This window comes from Rhodococcus sp. 4CII (genome assembly GCF_014256275.1).
Taxonomy (GTDB): domain Bacteria; phylum Actinomycetota; class Actinomycetes; order Mycobacteriales; family Mycobacteriaceae; genus Rhodococcus_F; species Rhodococcus_F wratislaviensis_A.
Genome location: NZ_JACCFE010000002.1, coordinates 7702422 through 7718478, shown reverse-complemented (window position 1 = coordinate 7718478; position 16057 = coordinate 7702422). Strand labels below are relative to the sequence as shown.

The 16057-nt window shown below is 61.0% G+C and carries 14 protein-coding genes; 9 read left to right on the top strand and 5 right to left on the bottom strand.

Annotation, left to right across the window (positions count from 1 at the left end; translation table 11 throughout):
- Window positions 1-5: 5 nt before the first annotated feature.
- On the bottom strand, window positions 6-1241 hold the full coding sequence (locus H0B43_RS36170) for an NAD(P)/FAD-dependent oxidoreductase (RefSeq protein ID WP_185723616.1): 1236 nt from the start codon (window positions 1239-1241) through the stop codon (window positions 6-8).
- The gene (locus H0B43_RS36165; RefSeq protein WP_185723617.1) at window positions 1238-2875 is read right to left on the bottom strand and encodes a pyruvate, phosphate dikinase; all 1638 of its coding nucleotides are present in this window, start codon (window positions 2873-2875) and stop codon (window positions 1238-1240) included. The genes H0B43_RS36170 and H0B43_RS36165 overlap by 4 nt, the downstream gene beginning before the upstream one ends.
- 392 nt (window positions 2876-3267) lie before the next feature.
- Here H0B43_RS36165 and H0B43_RS36160 point away from each other — a divergent pair, with 392 nt between their 5' ends.
- The 5 genes from H0B43_RS36160 to H0B43_RS36140 all read left to right on the top strand — a co-directional run bounded on the left by H0B43_RS36160 (window position 3268) and on the right by H0B43_RS36140 (window position 7541).
- Entirely contained in the window at window positions 3268-3684 is a 417-nt protein-coding gene (locus tag H0B43_RS36160) for a PEP-utilizing enzyme (protein ID WP_185723618.1), read from the top strand.
- A gap of 117 nt (window positions 3685-3801) precedes the next feature.
- Window positions 3802-4977, top strand: coding sequence for a cytochrome P450 (locus H0B43_RS36155; protein ID WP_312033607.1), 1176 nt, complete (start codon window positions 3802-3804; stop codon window positions 4975-4977).
- The gene (locus H0B43_RS36150) at window positions 4974-5165 is read left to right on the top strand and encodes a ferredoxin (protein ID WP_185723620.1); all 192 of its coding nucleotides are present in this window, start codon (window positions 4974-4976) and stop codon (window positions 5163-5165) included. The genes H0B43_RS36155 and H0B43_RS36150 overlap by 4 nt, the downstream gene beginning before the upstream one ends.
- Before the next feature lie 155 nt (window positions 5166-5320).
- On the top strand, window positions 5321-6148 hold the full coding sequence (locus tag H0B43_RS36145) for a tyrosine-protein phosphatase (RefSeq protein WP_185723621.1): 828 nt from the start codon (window positions 5321-5323) through the stop codon (window positions 6146-6148).
- 37 nt (window positions 6149-6185) lie between these two features.
- Window positions 6186-7541 carry a CdaR family transcriptional regulator gene (locus H0B43_RS36140; RefSeq protein ID WP_185723622.1) on the top strand — a complete coding sequence of 452 codons (1356 nt, stop codon included), beginning with the start codon at window positions 6186-6188 and terminating at the stop codon, window positions 7539-7541.
- On the opposite strand, the gene H0B43_RS36135 is transcribed toward H0B43_RS36140, so the two are convergent.
- Together H0B43_RS36135 and H0B43_RS36130 are read right to left on the bottom strand one after the other, a co-directional pair.
- Window positions 7494-8024: a hypothetical protein gene (locus H0B43_RS36135; protein ID WP_185723623.1), complete on the bottom strand. Its 531-nt coding sequence runs from the start codon at window positions 8022-8024 to the stop codon at window positions 7494-7496. The genes H0B43_RS36140 and H0B43_RS36135 overlap by 48 nt on opposite strands.
- Window positions 8021-9190, bottom strand: a complete 1170-nt coding sequence (locus H0B43_RS36130) for a phosphotransferase family protein (protein WP_185723624.1) — start codon at window positions 9188-9190, stop codon at window positions 8021-8023. The genes H0B43_RS36135 and H0B43_RS36130 overlap by 4 nt, the downstream gene beginning before the upstream one ends.
- A gap of 347 nt (window positions 9191-9537) precedes the next feature.
- Here H0B43_RS36130 and H0B43_RS36125 point away from each other — a divergent pair, with 347 nt between their 5' ends.
- From H0B43_RS36125 to H0B43_RS36115, 3 genes are all read left to right on the top strand, one after another.
- Window positions 9538-10851 (top strand): hypothetical protein, encoded by a 1314-nt coding sequence (locus H0B43_RS36125; RefSeq protein ID WP_185723625.1) that lies wholly within the window; start codon window positions 9538-9540, stop codon window positions 10849-10851.
- A 42-nt stretch (window positions 10852-10893) separates the two neighbouring features.
- Entirely contained in the window at window positions 10894-11601 is a 708-nt protein-coding gene (locus H0B43_RS36120) for a hypothetical protein (RefSeq protein ID WP_185723626.1), read from the top strand.
- A gap of 194 nt (window positions 11602-11795) precedes the next feature.
- Complete coding sequence (locus tag H0B43_RS36115) at window positions 11796-12740, top strand: hypothetical protein (RefSeq protein ID WP_185723627.1); 945 nt, start codon at window positions 11796-11798, stop codon at window positions 12738-12740.
- Window positions 12741-12806: 66 nt separating this feature from the next.
- Here H0B43_RS36115 and H0B43_RS36110 read toward each other — a convergent pair whose 3' ends face one another.
- Window positions 12807-13631, bottom strand: a complete 825-nt coding sequence (locus H0B43_RS36110) for a hypothetical protein (RefSeq protein ID WP_185723628.1) — start codon at window positions 13629-13631, stop codon at window positions 12807-12809.
- Between the two features lie 286 nt (window positions 13632-13917).
- On the opposite strand from H0B43_RS36110, the gene H0B43_RS36105 reads away from it, so the two are divergent.
- Window positions 13918-15642, top strand: coding sequence for a PEP-utilizing enzyme (locus tag H0B43_RS36105; RefSeq protein WP_185723629.1), 1725 nt, complete (start codon window positions 13918-13920; stop codon window positions 15640-15642).
- Window positions 15643-16057 lie beyond the last annotated feature (415 nt).

Sequence of the window (16057 nt, the reverse complement as noted above, 5' to 3'; positions counted from 1 at the left end):
TGGAGTCAGGCGCTCGCCGCAATGGCGGCGTTACGCTTGTCGGCGAATGCCATCGCTGCGGACCATGTTCCACGGCGCGATATCTGCACGCGGTACTTCATGATGTCCCCTCGTCGGTTGACAGCGAGTGCGCCGACGAGACGATCACCGTTTCGGTAGAGAGCCACGAGGTCGTCGCTGTCCCAGCTACCGCTGACCACGTGAGGCTTACCGACGGGGAGACCTGCGAATTGGATTCGTTGGCCGTACCAGTCCGACCAGAAGTAGGGAACGTGCTGATACGGTGAAGCGTCGGCGGGCGACAGAAGGTTCTCCATCGCATGTGCCGCCTGCTCGCCTGCGTTCGTCCAATGCTCCAGGCGCATCGAGGTGCCGAAAAGTGGATTGCTCCATCGGGCAACGTCACCGGCGGCCCAGATTCCGTCTGTGGCACGTAGAGTTTCGTCGCAAACGACACCGTTGTCGATGCGCAGCCCCGATGTCTCAAGCCAGTCGGTCGCCGGATCTGCGCCGATACCGATCACCACCAGGTCGGCAGCAATCTCGGTTCCATCAGCGAGTCGGACGCCTTCGACGCGGTCATCACCCAGGACCTCGGAGACCGCGACGCCGCATCGGAGGTCGACTCCGTTGCGTTCATGCATTCGAGCGAGCCCCCTACCGCCCTCCTCGCCGACCGCGCGGACGAGTGGAGTGGCGGCGGCTTCGAGAATTATCGGGTCGAGGCCGCGTTTCACAGCAGCTGACGCGACCTCTGCACCGATGAAACCGGCGCCGATCACCACCACGCGTGCCCGCGCGTCGAGTGCCTCTCGAATTGACTCCGCATCATCGAGGTCGCGCAGCACATGGACTCCGGCGAGACGCTCCGTACCTGGCAACCGGCGCGCACGGACGCCGGTGGCGATCAACAGCGCGTCGAAATCGACTATCTCTCCCCGACTCGTTGTCACGGTACGCCCTTGGACGTCCAAAGATTCCGCCCGGGTGCCGGTTCGGACGTCTACGTCCAGTCTCTCTGTGAGATCGGCAGTTTCAGGAAACTTGTGTGCTGTGGTGAGGGGGCCGTCCGCCAAATATTCTTTGGACAGTGGCGGTCGGTCGTATGGGAGGTGGATCTCGTCGCCGATCAGGGTCAGCCGGCCCTCAAAGTTGACCTCACGAGCTGTTTGTACCGCACGTAGCCCGGCGAGCGATGCGCCGACGACGACCACGTGTTTCGGGCACGCTGCCTCGGTCATGCTCGTGACACCTCACCCTGCCGTGCCCACTCGTCGATCCGGAGAAGATGCGGCAACCGTTCTCCGATGACGTCTGCTGCTTCGACGGCAGACGCGATGATTTCACCCAGCCAAACACAGCCAGTAGCGCCGTCGATCGTGATCACGTCTCCTGCCTTGACGCTTGGCCCACCTTCCGAGTGGACCTCGTCGCCGGAGATGCTCAGCGTGTGGGCCCCTACCACTGCGGGGAGGCCCCAGCCGCGGGCCACGACGGCAGCGTGACTCACCAGTCCCCCCTGAGTGGTGAGGATTCCTACCGAGGCGGACATACCGGCCACGTCTTCTGGGCTGGTGCTCGTGCGTACGAGGATGACGTCGTCGTCGGCAAGCATGGCGTCTTCCGCCGTGAGCACGACTCGCCCGCTCACCCGGCCGGGCGATGCTCCCAATCCAATGCCTACGACGGTTGCATTCTGGTCGGGATCATGCGCTTTCGCGGCGACCTCAGCGCGAGCACGTGCGCGGGTCGCTTCGGACACACGGTCCAACACTTCGGCTGGAGTCAGACCGATTTCGACATCGTCGGCCATGTCGACGGCAATACGCACTGCTGCGACAGCGCCGCGCTTGCCGATGCGGGTCTGCAACAACCACAGCTTGCCGTTCTCTACCGTGAACTCAACATCACAGATATCGCGATAGTGCAGTTCGAGGCGTCGGAGGGTTTCCAGCAATTCTGCGTAGGCATCGGGCTGATGTTCGCCCAGATATGCGATGGGCTCGGTCCGCGAACTACCGCCCACGACGTCCTCGCCCTGCGCGCACGGTAGGTAGTCCCCGAACGGCGTCGCTTCGCCCGTCGACGGATCGCGAGTAAAGACAACGCCCGTACCGGAGTCATTTCCTCGGTTGCCGAATACCATCGCCTGCACATTGCAGGCGGTACCGATGTTCTCGTCGATAGATTCGTGCTTGCGGTAGGCGCGAGCGCGATCGGAGCCCCACGAGCGGAAGACGGCCTCGATAGCCTCTCGGAGTTGCTGCACCGGATCGCGAGGCACCGGCCGGCCGGCATATTCAGCGATCCGCTCTTTGAGCGCCGCGACATGCTCGCGCAACGCCTCAGGCGTGGCTCCGGCGGCGATCTCAGGCAATGATTCGCCCGGGACATCCATCACCGTGCTGGCGAACATCGTAAGAAAACGGCGGTAGCTGTCCCAGGCGAACCTCTCGTCCCCGGAGGTGCGGGCGAGCCCTTCGACAGTGTCGTCGTTGAGTCCCAGGTTGAGAACAGTGTCAAGCATGCCTGGCATCGAGACCGGGGCGCCGCTGCGCACGGCGACGAGCAGCGGATCCGCCGGATCGCCCAGCCGACGACCCATGAGTTTGCCCAGGCGATCGATGTGGGTGTTGATCTCACCATCCAAATCAGCCGGCCAGCCGTCTGCAAGGTATGCGCGGCACATGGGCACAGTGATGGTGAAGCCAGGTGGGACATTGAAGCCCAGCGCTCCCGTCATCTCCGCCAGTCCGGCCCCCTTACCGCCGAGCAAGTGACCGAGCTCGCGTGCGGGGACTTTGTGGTCATGGTCGAAGGAGTAGACACCACTCACCATTGCCTCCAGTTCATTACGGTCAGACCGTTTACTCATTGGTCCAAACCTAGCGAGTGATGATCTGCGTCGGAAGCCCCGTGAGTGACTGCAGGCACACTTCCCTCTTTCGAGGTATCCAAGGGCGACCCCTCCCACCTGTTCCGCGCGGGGCGGTCGATGCGCGCGGGCCCGTACCACTGCTCTCCCCCATTGGGTGGACAGGCAATTCGGGCCACCGAACCCTTGTCGCCGGGTGGCGGCCACCCATTTTCACGCGCCGCCCGCGCTCCCAGCCATCCCCACAGACTCGCAACGACACAGCGCTTATCCCGAACGGGGGAAAACACTCGCGAGTTGAGCCAGAAAGGTTGACGTGGTTGGGATTCCTAAATCATGCTCTCGGTAATGGTCCAACAATTTTCGACCCGGCGGGTCCAAGAGGAGCGGGAATGACCACAAGCGAGACCGTGACCGGCAAGCAGATCGGCGCCGGGGTCAAGGCGTTTACGTCCACGTCGGGAGCCAGCGGCCAGATCCGCTTCCTCGACTCACCCGAGGAAGTTCTCGACTTCATCGAAGGCCCGGACGTCGAATCGACCGTGGTGATATCGCGCGGGGGCACCACGACCTTCATGTCGCCAGCCCTGATGGCAGGCGTCGCGGGCCTGATCACTCTCCAGGGCGCACCGGAAAGCCACCTCGGGATCCTGTCGCGCGAGTTCGGCATTCCGTGCGTGATGTCCACCGTATTCACCGAGGGCATTCAAACTGCACGGGGGGAGACAATTCCTGCGGATGGCACGACTGTGCGACTGGACACGTCGGGCGAGACCGGCCTCGTGTTTCTCGCGGACGCTGATGCTTAGCATGCCGCAAGCGGTACAGATCCTGACTCCGATTTTCACGTTCGGGGACGGACGTCCATACCTTTCGATCACCCGAGCGAGGCAGCGATGACAACCGGACAACAGTCAATCGACTTGATGGATCTCAGGCCGTTCATCGACGGCACCGAGAACGCCATACTCGCGCGGCTGCGCGAGTATGAACCACTGCACTGGAACGACGAGAAGGGCGGACCGGGGTTCTGGTCCGTGACTCGCTACGACGATGTGATCCGTGTGGTCACCGACCCCGAAACATTCATCAACGGTGAAGGAACACAGATCCTCAGCCGGAAGGTCGAGGGTGGTACGAGCACGGTACACAACACCGATCCGCCCCGGCACGGCAAACTTCGGAAGCTGGTAGCACCCCACCTGCGTGCAGTCCGCATCAAGGACTGGCAGGAAGTCATCGATCGCTCGGTCACGGCGATCCTCGATGACATCGAGTCCCGCGGCGATGTCGAATTCGTGCATTCGGCCTCGGCACTGCTGCCAATCCAAGCACTGGGGCAGGTGCTCGGCGTGCCCCTCGAAGATTGTGCATTGTTGCTCGACTGGACGAACCGCGTGGTCTCCGACGACCCCGAGTACATGCGTGGGCCGGACGAAAAGGAACGCGCGCGCGCCGAGATGTTCGCGTACTTCAGTGAGCTGAGCGAGTTGCGGCGGAAGGACCCCCGAAACGACATCGTCTCGAAGTTGGTCCACTCCGAACTCGACGGGGAGCCGCTGCCGTGGGACGATCTCGCGGCGTACTACTTCGTGCTCGTCGGGGCAGGCAACGAGACAACCCGGAATCTACTCACCGGTACCGTCCTCGCTTTCGACGAGTTCCCCGATCAATGGGAGAAACTTGCGGCCGACCGCACCCTCTTGAAGCCGGCGATCGAGGAGATGCTCCGCTACATCACTCCCATCCGTGCGATGCGCCGCACGGCGACCAAGGATGTCGAATGGGACGGAAACACGATCCGAGCGGGCGACAAGGTCGTGTGCTGGTTTCAAGCGGCAAACCGTGATCCGGCGATGTTCAGCGATCCGGACATGGTCAGGATCGATCGTGAAGACAACGAGCATGTCGGCTTCGGCTGGGGTATTCATGCTTGCATGGGCTCTCACCTGGCACGCGCGGAAGCAACAGCCTTCCTTTCACAGGTCCTGGATCGAGGATTGCGGATCCGACCGCTGAGCGAACCGGATCGGTTGCACACCAATCAGTTCAATGCATTCAAACGGCTCAACGTGCGAGTGGAGAAGGGAGAGAGTCGATGAAAATCCACGTGGACTGGGATCTGTGTGAGGGCCACGGTCAGTGCGAATATGCAGCACCCGAAGTCTTCACTATTAACGATGACGGTGAATTGACAGTCCTCGACGAGACGCCCGAGGAAGGCCACCGCAAGGAAGTGGAACAAGCCGTCCGGCGATGCCCGGTCAGGGCGCTCGAGATCGAGGACTGAACACAGACGGCCGACGACCTGTTGTCTCGCCGTACAGTCGTCGGCCGGCACGTCGAGAATGAACTATGTAGGCCCATCGAGCTGGAGATTGCAATGAGTCAAGCTGTGCAGCCGGACAAACCGCCCGGCGACAATGTCGCCGTCGCCGCGGCCCAATGATCGACACCGAGAGGCGCATCCCGATTCCAGGGACGTCAAACCTGCGCGACATCGGTGGTTACATAACCCGACACGGAGAAATCGTCGGTCGCCGCCGGGTCCTGCGAGGAGAAGCACTGGTCATGCCCGGCGGCAGCGCGTCTTATGCGATTTACGACCGCTCCGCCGACGAACAGTACAGACAACTGAACCTGCGGACCGTCATCGATCTGCGCGCCTCGAACGAGATGTTTCGTGCGCCGACTGCATGGGCGACGGTCTGCGACGCCGATCTGGTCGAGATTCCCATTGCAGAAGGCGGCGAAGGCGCCGACACGAACTACGTGCGCATGCTTCTGTCCGGCGAAATGCACTCCTTCGGCATCGAAGACATGACGCGGTTCTACATCGGACTTGTCGAGAGGCGTGGCGAGCAGCTCGGGCAGGCAATCCGAGTGCTGGCTGATCGCAATCGATTACCCGTCTTGGTGCACTGCGCCGCCGGGAAGGACCGGACCGGAATCCTCATCGCGTTAGTCCTCTCCGCGCTCGGAGTTCCCGACGATCAGGTTGTTTCCGACTTCGCAATGACCGGCGTGTTACGCCCAAATCGCATCAACACCTACGCTCACCTGTTCATCCAGGCCGATCGGGACCCGGAGGTGGCGCGAGTCTTGTTCGAGTCACCGGCGGAATCCATGTCCGCTTTGTTGACTTATCTCGGCACCGAATACGGTGGCACTGTGAACTACCTGAGGGAGCGGGCGCGTCTCGACGAAAAAGTCATTGCGGATCTCAGGTCCGAGCTGCTTCAGGCCGAGTGCGGCGAACTCGCGACTGAATGAGCGCTAGGATTCTTGCCTCATGAGAGGTGCTGCATCAATGGATCCGACACTCGACACCGCTGAAAAACATCGCCCTGACAGTTACGAGCAACTTACAAACCGATATGAGCTGTTGCTCGGGCAGCACCAGATCGAGTTACGCCTAGCCGACCGATTGGGATCGGGGTGTGAGTTCCCGGAGATGTTCGCAGCCATCGCGGAGTCGAGCGATCTGCCCATGTGGGTATTCGACACGCGGGGTCCCGTGGTGCTCCGGTCCGGCGACAGGGAGCTCGACCAACCTGACATTGCCTCGATCTGCGCCGACGCTCGGGCTGGACAACTGGGCAACAGGTTCGTGATCGCCCCCGCTCCCAATGGGGTCGCTCGACGATTTCTTGTCAGACGCCTGGAGGGGTCGAGTGCAGATGACTCCATCGGTTGGCTCGTCATGGGAGAGATCGGCCGTAGCTTCAGGAAGCTCGATCAATTTCTCGTGGATCGCGGAGCGGTCTATCTTGCGCGGCACTGTACCCTGCACCACGCGATGCACCGATCGATCGCCGATTTGACGCAAGGTTTTGTGGAACGGTTACTCCGGCGTGGCGAGCACGGCGAAAGCACTGTCGAGGATGCGCGCCGAATTGGTATCGCTCCTGACAGTACCTGCATTGTCGTTGCGATCGACGATTCAGCACTGTCGCGTGGCATCGGTGACATCGACTCGCTGATCTCTTCCCTTTCCAAGTTAATCGCCGGCCAGGTCTTTGGGGCGCGAACTCCGCGGGGGCCGGTGCTCATCGTCGATCTCGGTGCGGCGGAACGAATTGAGGACTCCCGGCTGATCGAGGAGGTTTGTAGGGGATTGAACTCGGCCTTACCGGACTCGGGGGTTCAGTGCGGTGTCTCGAGTGCAGTCGAGGTCGACGCCATCACGGAGGGTTACGACGAAGCGTTAGAGGTGGTGGCATGCCTGGAACGCTTCACCGCGGACCATACGCGGGTCGTCAGTGTTCGAGACCTTGGTCCGGCGCGAATTCTGGTCGCCAACGGCAACATCGCCGCGATTCGCCGATACGTCGAGCATACGCTGGGTCCGTTGTGGAGCGAACAAGGTGACAGCGATATGGAAACGCTGATGAACACGCTCGCGCAGTTCTCGCGGGTGGGACATAGTATTCGCCGGACGGCAGCAGCGATGTCGGTGCACGAGAATACCGTCCGACAGCGATTGGCGCGAGTACGGCGGCTGACAGGCCTGGACATGCTCAATGATCCGTTCGCACAGCTGTCAGTGCACACCGCACTCGCGATCATCGCGTTGCGCAATCGTGCGCATCCCCTCTGGGACACACGGGCGAGGGGACTATTGAGCCGTGGTCGGGTCCGCCAGAAGGCGGTTGAGATCGGTTAAGAGTACATCGCTCTCCCACGCCATCCCGACGAAGAATGAGCGGTTCGCATTAACCCGTTCGCGCTCGGAATTCAACACCGCAGTCCTCGCAGCCACTTGGAACGCGTCGTCTCCGTCGTCGTAGGAAGCGAAGATCAGTCTCTCGATTGCTCGACCCAGTCGATCCGTTCTATCGCGTATTGCGGCGGGATCCTGCGGTGGGTACGAACTGGCGAGGATAGTTCTGAGCGTCCTGGTGGCCTCGACGACGGAAGGTCCCCCAGAACTCGCCGCCATCAGTTCTTCCCCCAGACCCTCAAAGCACCTTAGCTCGTACCTGTCGAAACTAGTTGCTATGTCGAGCTGTTCACGAATTACCCGCAGATGAGCGATCGCCATCTGCAGTTGTTCAGCAGCTCGTTCGTCGCCGGCAACGGCGGGATCGACAGTGTCCTCGAGCGCGCGTATCACCGAATCGATCCTGAGCTGTATCGAGGGATTCATCGTGGGCCTTTCTCGATCATGTCGATGATGTCGGCAGCGAAGAGGTATCCGCACGTCGCTAGCCAAGTGAGCAAGACGTCGTGGTGACTTTGCCGGTCGCGGGCAGCCTTCAGCGAAGACGCAAGGGTCGCGACGAGGCTCTTGAATGCGCAGAGTACTTCGTAGAAGTGCAGTGTTACTGGGTCGACGCAATGTCCGGAAAGCTCTTCGTAGCGTGTCAGCAGGCGCTCACGTGGCATCAGCCCCGTGACGAGACGCTGCCCATCCTCGGCGACCGTGCTGTACAGCCGCTGGATCCCCCATGCCAGATCCTCGTGCGGATCTCCGACATGCGCCAACTCCCAGTCCAGTACTGCGGTGACCTTGTTGGTGGACTCGTCGAAGAGATAGTTGCCGGTGCGGTAGTCACCGTGCACGATGGACAGACGTTCCTGTAGGGGAAGGTTGTCGCGTAGCCAGACCTCGATCGCGGCAACGAGTGGGAAAGGTGAGATGGAGTCGTCTCGCCACACGCGAGACCACCAGTTGACCTGCCAGCGGGCCGCCTGACGCGGATCGTCGTCGGGAACTCCGAGACAACCGAGTTGGTCGGAGGACAACTGGATGTCATGCAGAACCGCCAAGTTGTGGACGAATTGTTCAGCAAGTGCTTCGCGTTGTTCGCCGGCGAGCACTGTTTGCAGACCCGAGACGCTCTCCTGTGAGCCCTTTGTCGGCGCTGCTACCCCCTCCACGAAAGACGTCGCCAGGAAGGGCCGTCCCAGTACTTCTCCGGTGGATTCAACCCACCGCGGTGTCGGAACCGGGAAGCGCGGTTCGAGAAAATGTAGGACATCGAATTCTCGTTGCCGGTCCGATTCCATCACCCCCTGGATCGCGTCGATGCGGAGGACAAGTCGTTCGGATCGTCCGTCGGTATGGGCGAGCTCCACGGAATACTGCTCGTTCGATGCCCCACCTCCCATCGGTTCGACACAGCACACACGCGCCGAGATCGCCTCGCGATCGAGGAAGCGTTCGAGCCCGCAACGGACCGCATCGGTCCCCAGCGGTGAGTAATCCCCGTTGCGTTCGACGTTATGCCGCTTGCGATCGAGCATCGCCGCGATGGAAGGTTCGAGATCGTTGCTCGTCCCTAAGGAGAGTGAACTGGTCAAGGGATCCATGTCTCCAATCACATCCTCACAGTTGGTAGAGCGTGTAGAAGCCACGGACTCGTTTCGGAGGCCGAAGCTGCGATGAACTGTTCCGTCCGTGACCTTCGTAAGGCAACGTGCCGCGGATTCAGCTGTGGAGAAATCTACCGAAAAGTGTGTCCTACCTCACAGCATATCTGCGCTTTAGTGCGTTCGACGCCACGTTCCATCGGGGACGAATGTAGATACTTCCATCGGCCGACATCCAGCATTGATCATCGACCTTTCGTCACCTGGTTGCATGTGCCCATCGACAACAGGCAGTCGCACCGCGCATTGTCAGTTGCGGTTGCTTGCAGAACAGAACGGAGCGGGACGTGACAGATATCGACTTCGAGGCAATGCTGCAGCGTTACAGGGGCATCCACCCGCTGGGCAGTGCTGGAGACAGAAGTATCGCGGCGACCCTGAAGACCAGCATCGTCGACACCACCGACCACAATGTGCGCCCCAACCGACTGTCCGTCGAAGAGATCGACGACTACCTTGCTTATTCAGGCTGGAACCTGTGGGACCTGCTTGCTCGGAGGTCGACGGAGGGCGAGTCCGGTTTGATACCGCAACAGGAGTACGAGACGGTCGCCTTCGTCCAGCAGTGGTTGAAGTTCCCGCACCTGTACGACAGGATCACCGAGGCCGCCGGCGGTGCGGAAGGATTGGTCGAACTCGCGCGGTCGCATGCGTCGCAGCCGGCCGACAAACTGAACAACACCCGCGCATGGGTCAACATCTGCACACTGATGGGGCGCGGCCTGCTCACTTCCCTTGGTCTTCAGCAACCACACGATCGTCTCCATGAGCTCAACACCGCAATTCAGTTTCAGCGGCGTATCCAGCACGGTGTGTACGGGCCGGGTCGTGGCTTCATCTCCGGCCGAAACTACAAACCCCGAGTTCTCGACCAGAAGTGGATCGATCGATTCTTCGACGAGCGCCAACCTGTAGCCGACGACGAACACCGACAGTTCTGCCGCAAGTTCAACGCGTCGACCGAGGTCTTCGGGTTCCTGCTCATGTTCGACACGCGGTCGGCGACCAACACGAGCGGACCGTACGAGCTACCCAACGGCGACGTGATGCTGGTCCGAGATCACTTTCTTCTCGAACCGCTGTACCCGTGGATGGACGACGCCGCGGGCGGTCTCCCTTACTGCGTAACGCAGGCAATGATCTTCGACGGTTCCGCCCCGGAGTTCAACATCAACGATATCGGTACAACGTTCACCGCTGAGCACGCCGACTATTGGAACGCGCTAACTCACTTTTCCGTCTACCGCAAGGATCGCTGGGACAGTAGCGAACTCATCCCCCTCGATCTTGAGCAGCAGCGCGATATTTCGCGACGTTCGCAGCAGGGCGTCGGGAAGCTGTACCGGCGGATAGCCAGTATGAGCCGCCGCGATCGCATCATGGCCGGCGTCTTGGTCTATACCCGCGAGATGATGGCTCCCTTCGCACGACCGGTCGGCTTGTGGAATTCGTTTGTCGATCAAGAGCAGTTCGACGAACTCGATCCCTTGACGGCGCAGGCCTACTTTCCACTCACGAACGGCCAGGCGCAGGACCTTCTGCCACCCGCGTTCGTGATGGGAGAGGCATTCATCCCCATCGAACACAGCGCAACCTGGTAACGAGCCGAACGAAACCGACCACGAACATGGAATGGAGCACTCATGACTTTGGCCGCACACGACCATCTCCGTCACACGATCAATGGGCAATTCGCGCGAGAGAGCGTGGCATACTGCCTGATTCTTCCGGAACACGGCATCATGGGCCACTGGTACACCTGGGTGAACGACTCCGGCAAAGGCGGGCGTGCATTCGTTCTCCATTCGGACGGTCCTGAGCCGGTGTACTTCAACCATTGTGACGATCTCGAAGTCGGCGTTCAGGACTTCGATGATTGGAATTTGGGTGGCGCATCCCTCGCGGTCGGAGAGGCGCTCCACAGCGCGGAAGTCCGGTTCGAAGCAGATGACCTCGCTGTCCACTTCACATTCGAAGGCATTCATCCGGCCTTCGACTACGGCTCCAACGCCGTCAGCACACCAAGCTATCTCGCGGACAACCGTTACGAACAGACCGGACGCATCGTCGGCACCCTCGTTTGGCGCGGCAAGACGTACGAATTCGACGGCCCCGGGCACCGTGATCAATCATGGGGAACCCGCGATTGGGATGCAATCCACCACTACAAATGGATAGCGGCTTCGGGGGACGACTGCTCGACGAACCTGATGTGGACAATGGCGGAGGGGAAGTGGACATCAACGGGTACGTCTACCTCGACGGTGTTCAAGCGCCATCGTCGATGCGTCCGTCTCGACCGATTACGGCCCCGAATTCGTTCAAGACGTGGTCCGAGCGGAATTGGTTGATGCAATTGGGCGACGCACGACGCTGGACCTGGATACACGACATACCCTCGCCCGCTGGGACGTGACCCCTAGCTTCAATTTTTCCGACACGATGTTCACCGGGACATTGGGTGGCCGACAGGTGCGAGCGTACGTGGAGTACACCTGGCCGCGCGCGTATCTCGATCACTTGTTGTCACGTGTGGAGGAGACCGATGTCCGTGTCGGCTAGGGCCTTGCATACCGCCCGGGAGACACGTCATGTCTTGGATCCAACTCGTCCACGACATCGGGAGTCGATCGTCTGGGTCATCCCGCACGTCTCGGCCGGGATCACCGCGTTCGTCTACACGTGGATCAACTCGCAAGGCGCCGCCGGAGCCGCGCTCAGCGTGTTTGGAACCACGGTAGGCGAGCAAATATTCGAGAAGGTCGACGGAGTGCCCGTTTCGGACGCTGCGCAATTCGAAAATTATCGAGTCGGTCCGCTGACTCTAGAGTTGAACCCTGACGGTATGGGCTCGACCGTCTCGTTCCGAGGAAAACGCGTTGCGATCACCCTTGAATTCGATGGCTTGCATGCATCCTATCGCTATGGGAGTCACCCGGAGGGATGCCCGTCGTTCTTCGCTGACGACAGGCTGGAGCAAACGGGTCGTGCGGTTGGCACGCTGGACGTCGACGGCCGCTCGTTTCCTTTCGACGCGATGTGCCAGAGAGATCACTCCTGGGGGGAACGCGATTGGGACGCAATGCATCACATGAAATGGGTGAATGCATTGGGTAGCACCACAGCGGTGCATGCTGTCGAGTTGCTCGCCTACGGTCAGCGCTACCTGCGTGGTTACCTTCTCCGTGAGGGTCAGTGTGTTCCGCTCGAGGATCTATCGCTGCGCTACACGCTCGACTCCGAGTTCTTGCACCGCGACATGTCCACAGACTGGACGGATCTGATCGGACGATCCGCCCACGTCACCTTCGACGGGGGTGGTCCGCACTTCGTCTGGGACGTAAGTGCGAATTTCACTCTGCGCGACACCGCCATGTCGGCGTCCATCGACGGGGAACCGGCTGTGGCCTATGTGGACATGTCCTGGGACCCGGACTATCTCCGTCGCACGGCGGAGAAGACGAACATCCCGGTGACTGTCACTATGTAGCGCCGCAGCGCACGCGCGCGAACGGATGCCCGCCCGGTCGTCCAGGCGGGCATCCGTTTGTGTAGTTCAGTTGTACAGTTTGGTGTAGTGGTAGAGATCGAGGAAGTCGGTGCTGGTGCCGTAAGCAGTCAAATCACCCATCGTCCATTTGGGCAGCACCATGAATGCCATCGATCCCGGCCAGAACTGACAGGGGAACTGCGTCTGCGCCTCACCGGTCAATTCCCAGACGCGGTCCTCGGCGTCGGTCAAATGGAGATCGATGGTCTCGGCGTACATACCCCGGCGCCGGATGGTGGCGGTGCCTTCCTTGAGGCCGATGCCCTTGCCGTGGTCCATCACGTAGCCATGCGTGATCTCGGCGATGACTTCTTGGTCCGGCCCGATGGTGGGATCGAATGCGAACATCGAGTGGATCGCCAGATCGTGATTGAAATGAGCCTGAAGCCAAGTCATGGTGCCGAGCTGCTTCTCCTCACGCACACCCCAGCTGTGATCCATCGTCGACATCGAATCGACCTTGTGCGTGACACCGTTCAGAGTCACTTCGCCAGTGATTTTTCCGGTCATGTCGAAGTGACCTGCGTACGCCGCGCTTCCCGAGAGATCACCGGCGGAGTTCTTCGCCCGGGGGTCCATTGCCGCGTCGTGGATGTCGAAACCATCCATGAGCGCCTCGTAGCGAACGTCGATCTTCAGGGATTCGCCGTTGTCGTAGCTAAGGTCCCAGACTTTGTTGGGTTCACGGCAGATGACCGACAGTCCGTTGTCGAGTGAGTAGTCCAGCAAGCTTCCGGATTCGGGCATGGGTAGGTACGCGCGACTGTCCCAGAAGTCGATCTCCCACGACGAGGTCACGCGGCGGGAGTTGACGAAGATGGCGGAGTTCACGACTCCAAGATTTGGTCGGAAGAGGGCGTACAACCCGATGTGGAGGGGGACCTCGGGAATTTCGAATCCGAAGTAGTTGGTCTCCGTCCACATGCGCGCGTCGGTGGTGGGCGGATGAAATTCAGCGTCTTGTGAACTGATCATGGACCTAGTGTCGCGAAAGGAGCAGCACGACGACACCACTTCACGGCGCGTTGCCTCTTATGGGGTATTCCTCTGGCGAGGGCAGTTGATCGCACTCGAACGTTCGTACGCTCCTCACACCATCGATTGACCGAGGAGCGATATGACTACGTCATGGCCTTGCGACGACAAGTCGAGCGAACGTTTCCCCATCTTCACGCGCGCCAACACCGGTGAGGTGTTCAGCGATGCAGCGACACCCCTTACGTGGAGTACGTTTGGGCGTGGCGTGTATGACGCTGCGTACCGTGACGGTCTCTACGAGATCGGGGTGTTCACCGAGGAAGACTTCCGCCCTGAGGGCGAGTGCGAGGTCGTTGGGTGCTTCGGTGGCTATGTGTATATCAACGTCTCGATCTCGCGCGTGCTAGCAGTGCGCACGCCTGGGATGACGGCGGAAGCTATCGACCGGTCGTTGTTCGGCGAGCACCCGGACGTCAGGCCGTACGCTCCGCATCCGGCTGACGAGAATCAGCAGTGCACCGAGCGCATGGTTGCGTGGATGGAGGGCTTGTTCGCCGCGTCGGACGTTCCGGAACTGGTCAAGCACCGAGCGCGGGTCGACACGATCGTCGCGGAGCGACCTGATCTGACGGATTTGAGCGATCAGGAACTCGTCGACCGGTACCGTTCCCTGGTCCCGGAGATGCGACCGGTCTTCGCCACCCATATCGTCCACCTGTACGCGAGCAACATCATTACCGGTTTGCTGGCCCAGGTAGGCGAAGCGGTCGGTGAGGGTGAATTGGTTGCGAAGATGACTTCGGGACTCGGCGAGGTCGACTCCGCGCAGCAATCGTTCGACCTCTGGGAGCTGTCTCGCTCGATTCGCCACTCTCCGAGGCTGTCGGCAGCGTTCGAAGGCGGAATCACTGGGGTCCTCGATCGCATACGGACTCACGATGCTGCCGATGCAAAAGAGTTTCTCGCACAGTGGGACGCGTTCCTCGCCTCGTGGGGATTTCTCGGACCAAGCGTGTGGGAGGGCCGTTCACCGACCTACCGATCCAACCCCGAGATCCCACTTCGGATGCTCGACCACGCGCGCCAGGTCCCGGATGAAGGCTCGCCCGCGGTCCGCACAGCGAATGCGGTTTCAGAGCGCGACGCCGCGGTCGCCGCCATCGCCGCCAAACTCGACGATGACATGCGAGGCCAGTTCCTGGCGGCGGCCCAAGCGGCGAAGCTCTACCTGCCGGCCCGTGAGGCGACGAAAGTGCAGTGCACGCGGTTGTGCGAGGAGGCGCGTATGACCATGCGCGAACTCGGCGGCCGGCTGGTAGGCCGTGGCATCCTCTCCCGCTGGGAGGACGTCCTGCTCCTCATGAACGACGAGTTCGACGCGTTCCTGAGCGATCCCGAGTCTTTCAGGGCCACAATCGCCGACCGCAAAACCACGTTGCAAACTCTTGAACAGAAGTGGCCGCCGTTCATCCTGGATGGTCCTCCGCCCTCCATCGAGGACTTCGCGGACCGGAACAACTCTATCGTCAACCCGGTGGACAGTGGCGAGATCCTCGGAGGTCTCGGAGTGGCACCGGGCGTACACACCGGGCCGGCTCGCGTCGTCCGGTCTCTGATGGACGATGTCGACGTCGAGCCAGGCGATGTTTTGATCGCGATGACTACAGATTCGTCCTGGGGACCACTGTTTCTCTCTGCAGGCGCCGTGGTTTGCCAGACGGGTGCAGCAATATCGCATGCAGCGATCGTTGCCCGTGAACTGGGAATTCCCGCTGCGGTGTCCGTCCAAGACTGCACCACCCGAATTCCGGACGGGACGATGATCACCGTCGACGGAAGCAGCGGCAAGGTGACCGTGCACTAACCGATGAGCACATGACGCTGTACACGAGATCTACTCGAGTACAGCGTCATTGGCGACTTATGGCGAGAAAAACTCTCCATGACCGTCGTTCAAGTCCCTGCGGGCGGCACCGACGACAACCCCCCGGACGGCCTCAGCGTGAGAGTCGGTCAGCTCGGTTCCGGAGCAGTTCCGGTGACGACGATGCGACCGCCGTCGATGGGGATAGCGGCGCTGACGCGGCCTGTTCGAATGACCACAGCATAGGCCGCCCGTTTCGAGACGCGGCCGTGCTGGCCGTGGAGCGCGGCGAACAAGTGTCCGTCGAGTCCCGAAACACGCTTCGCGCCTCTACCTCGAAAGGGGGAACTCCGCGCGGATGACAAGTGGTGAGCGTCACTTACAGAATAATGTTGGACCAAATCGCTAAGGAGGC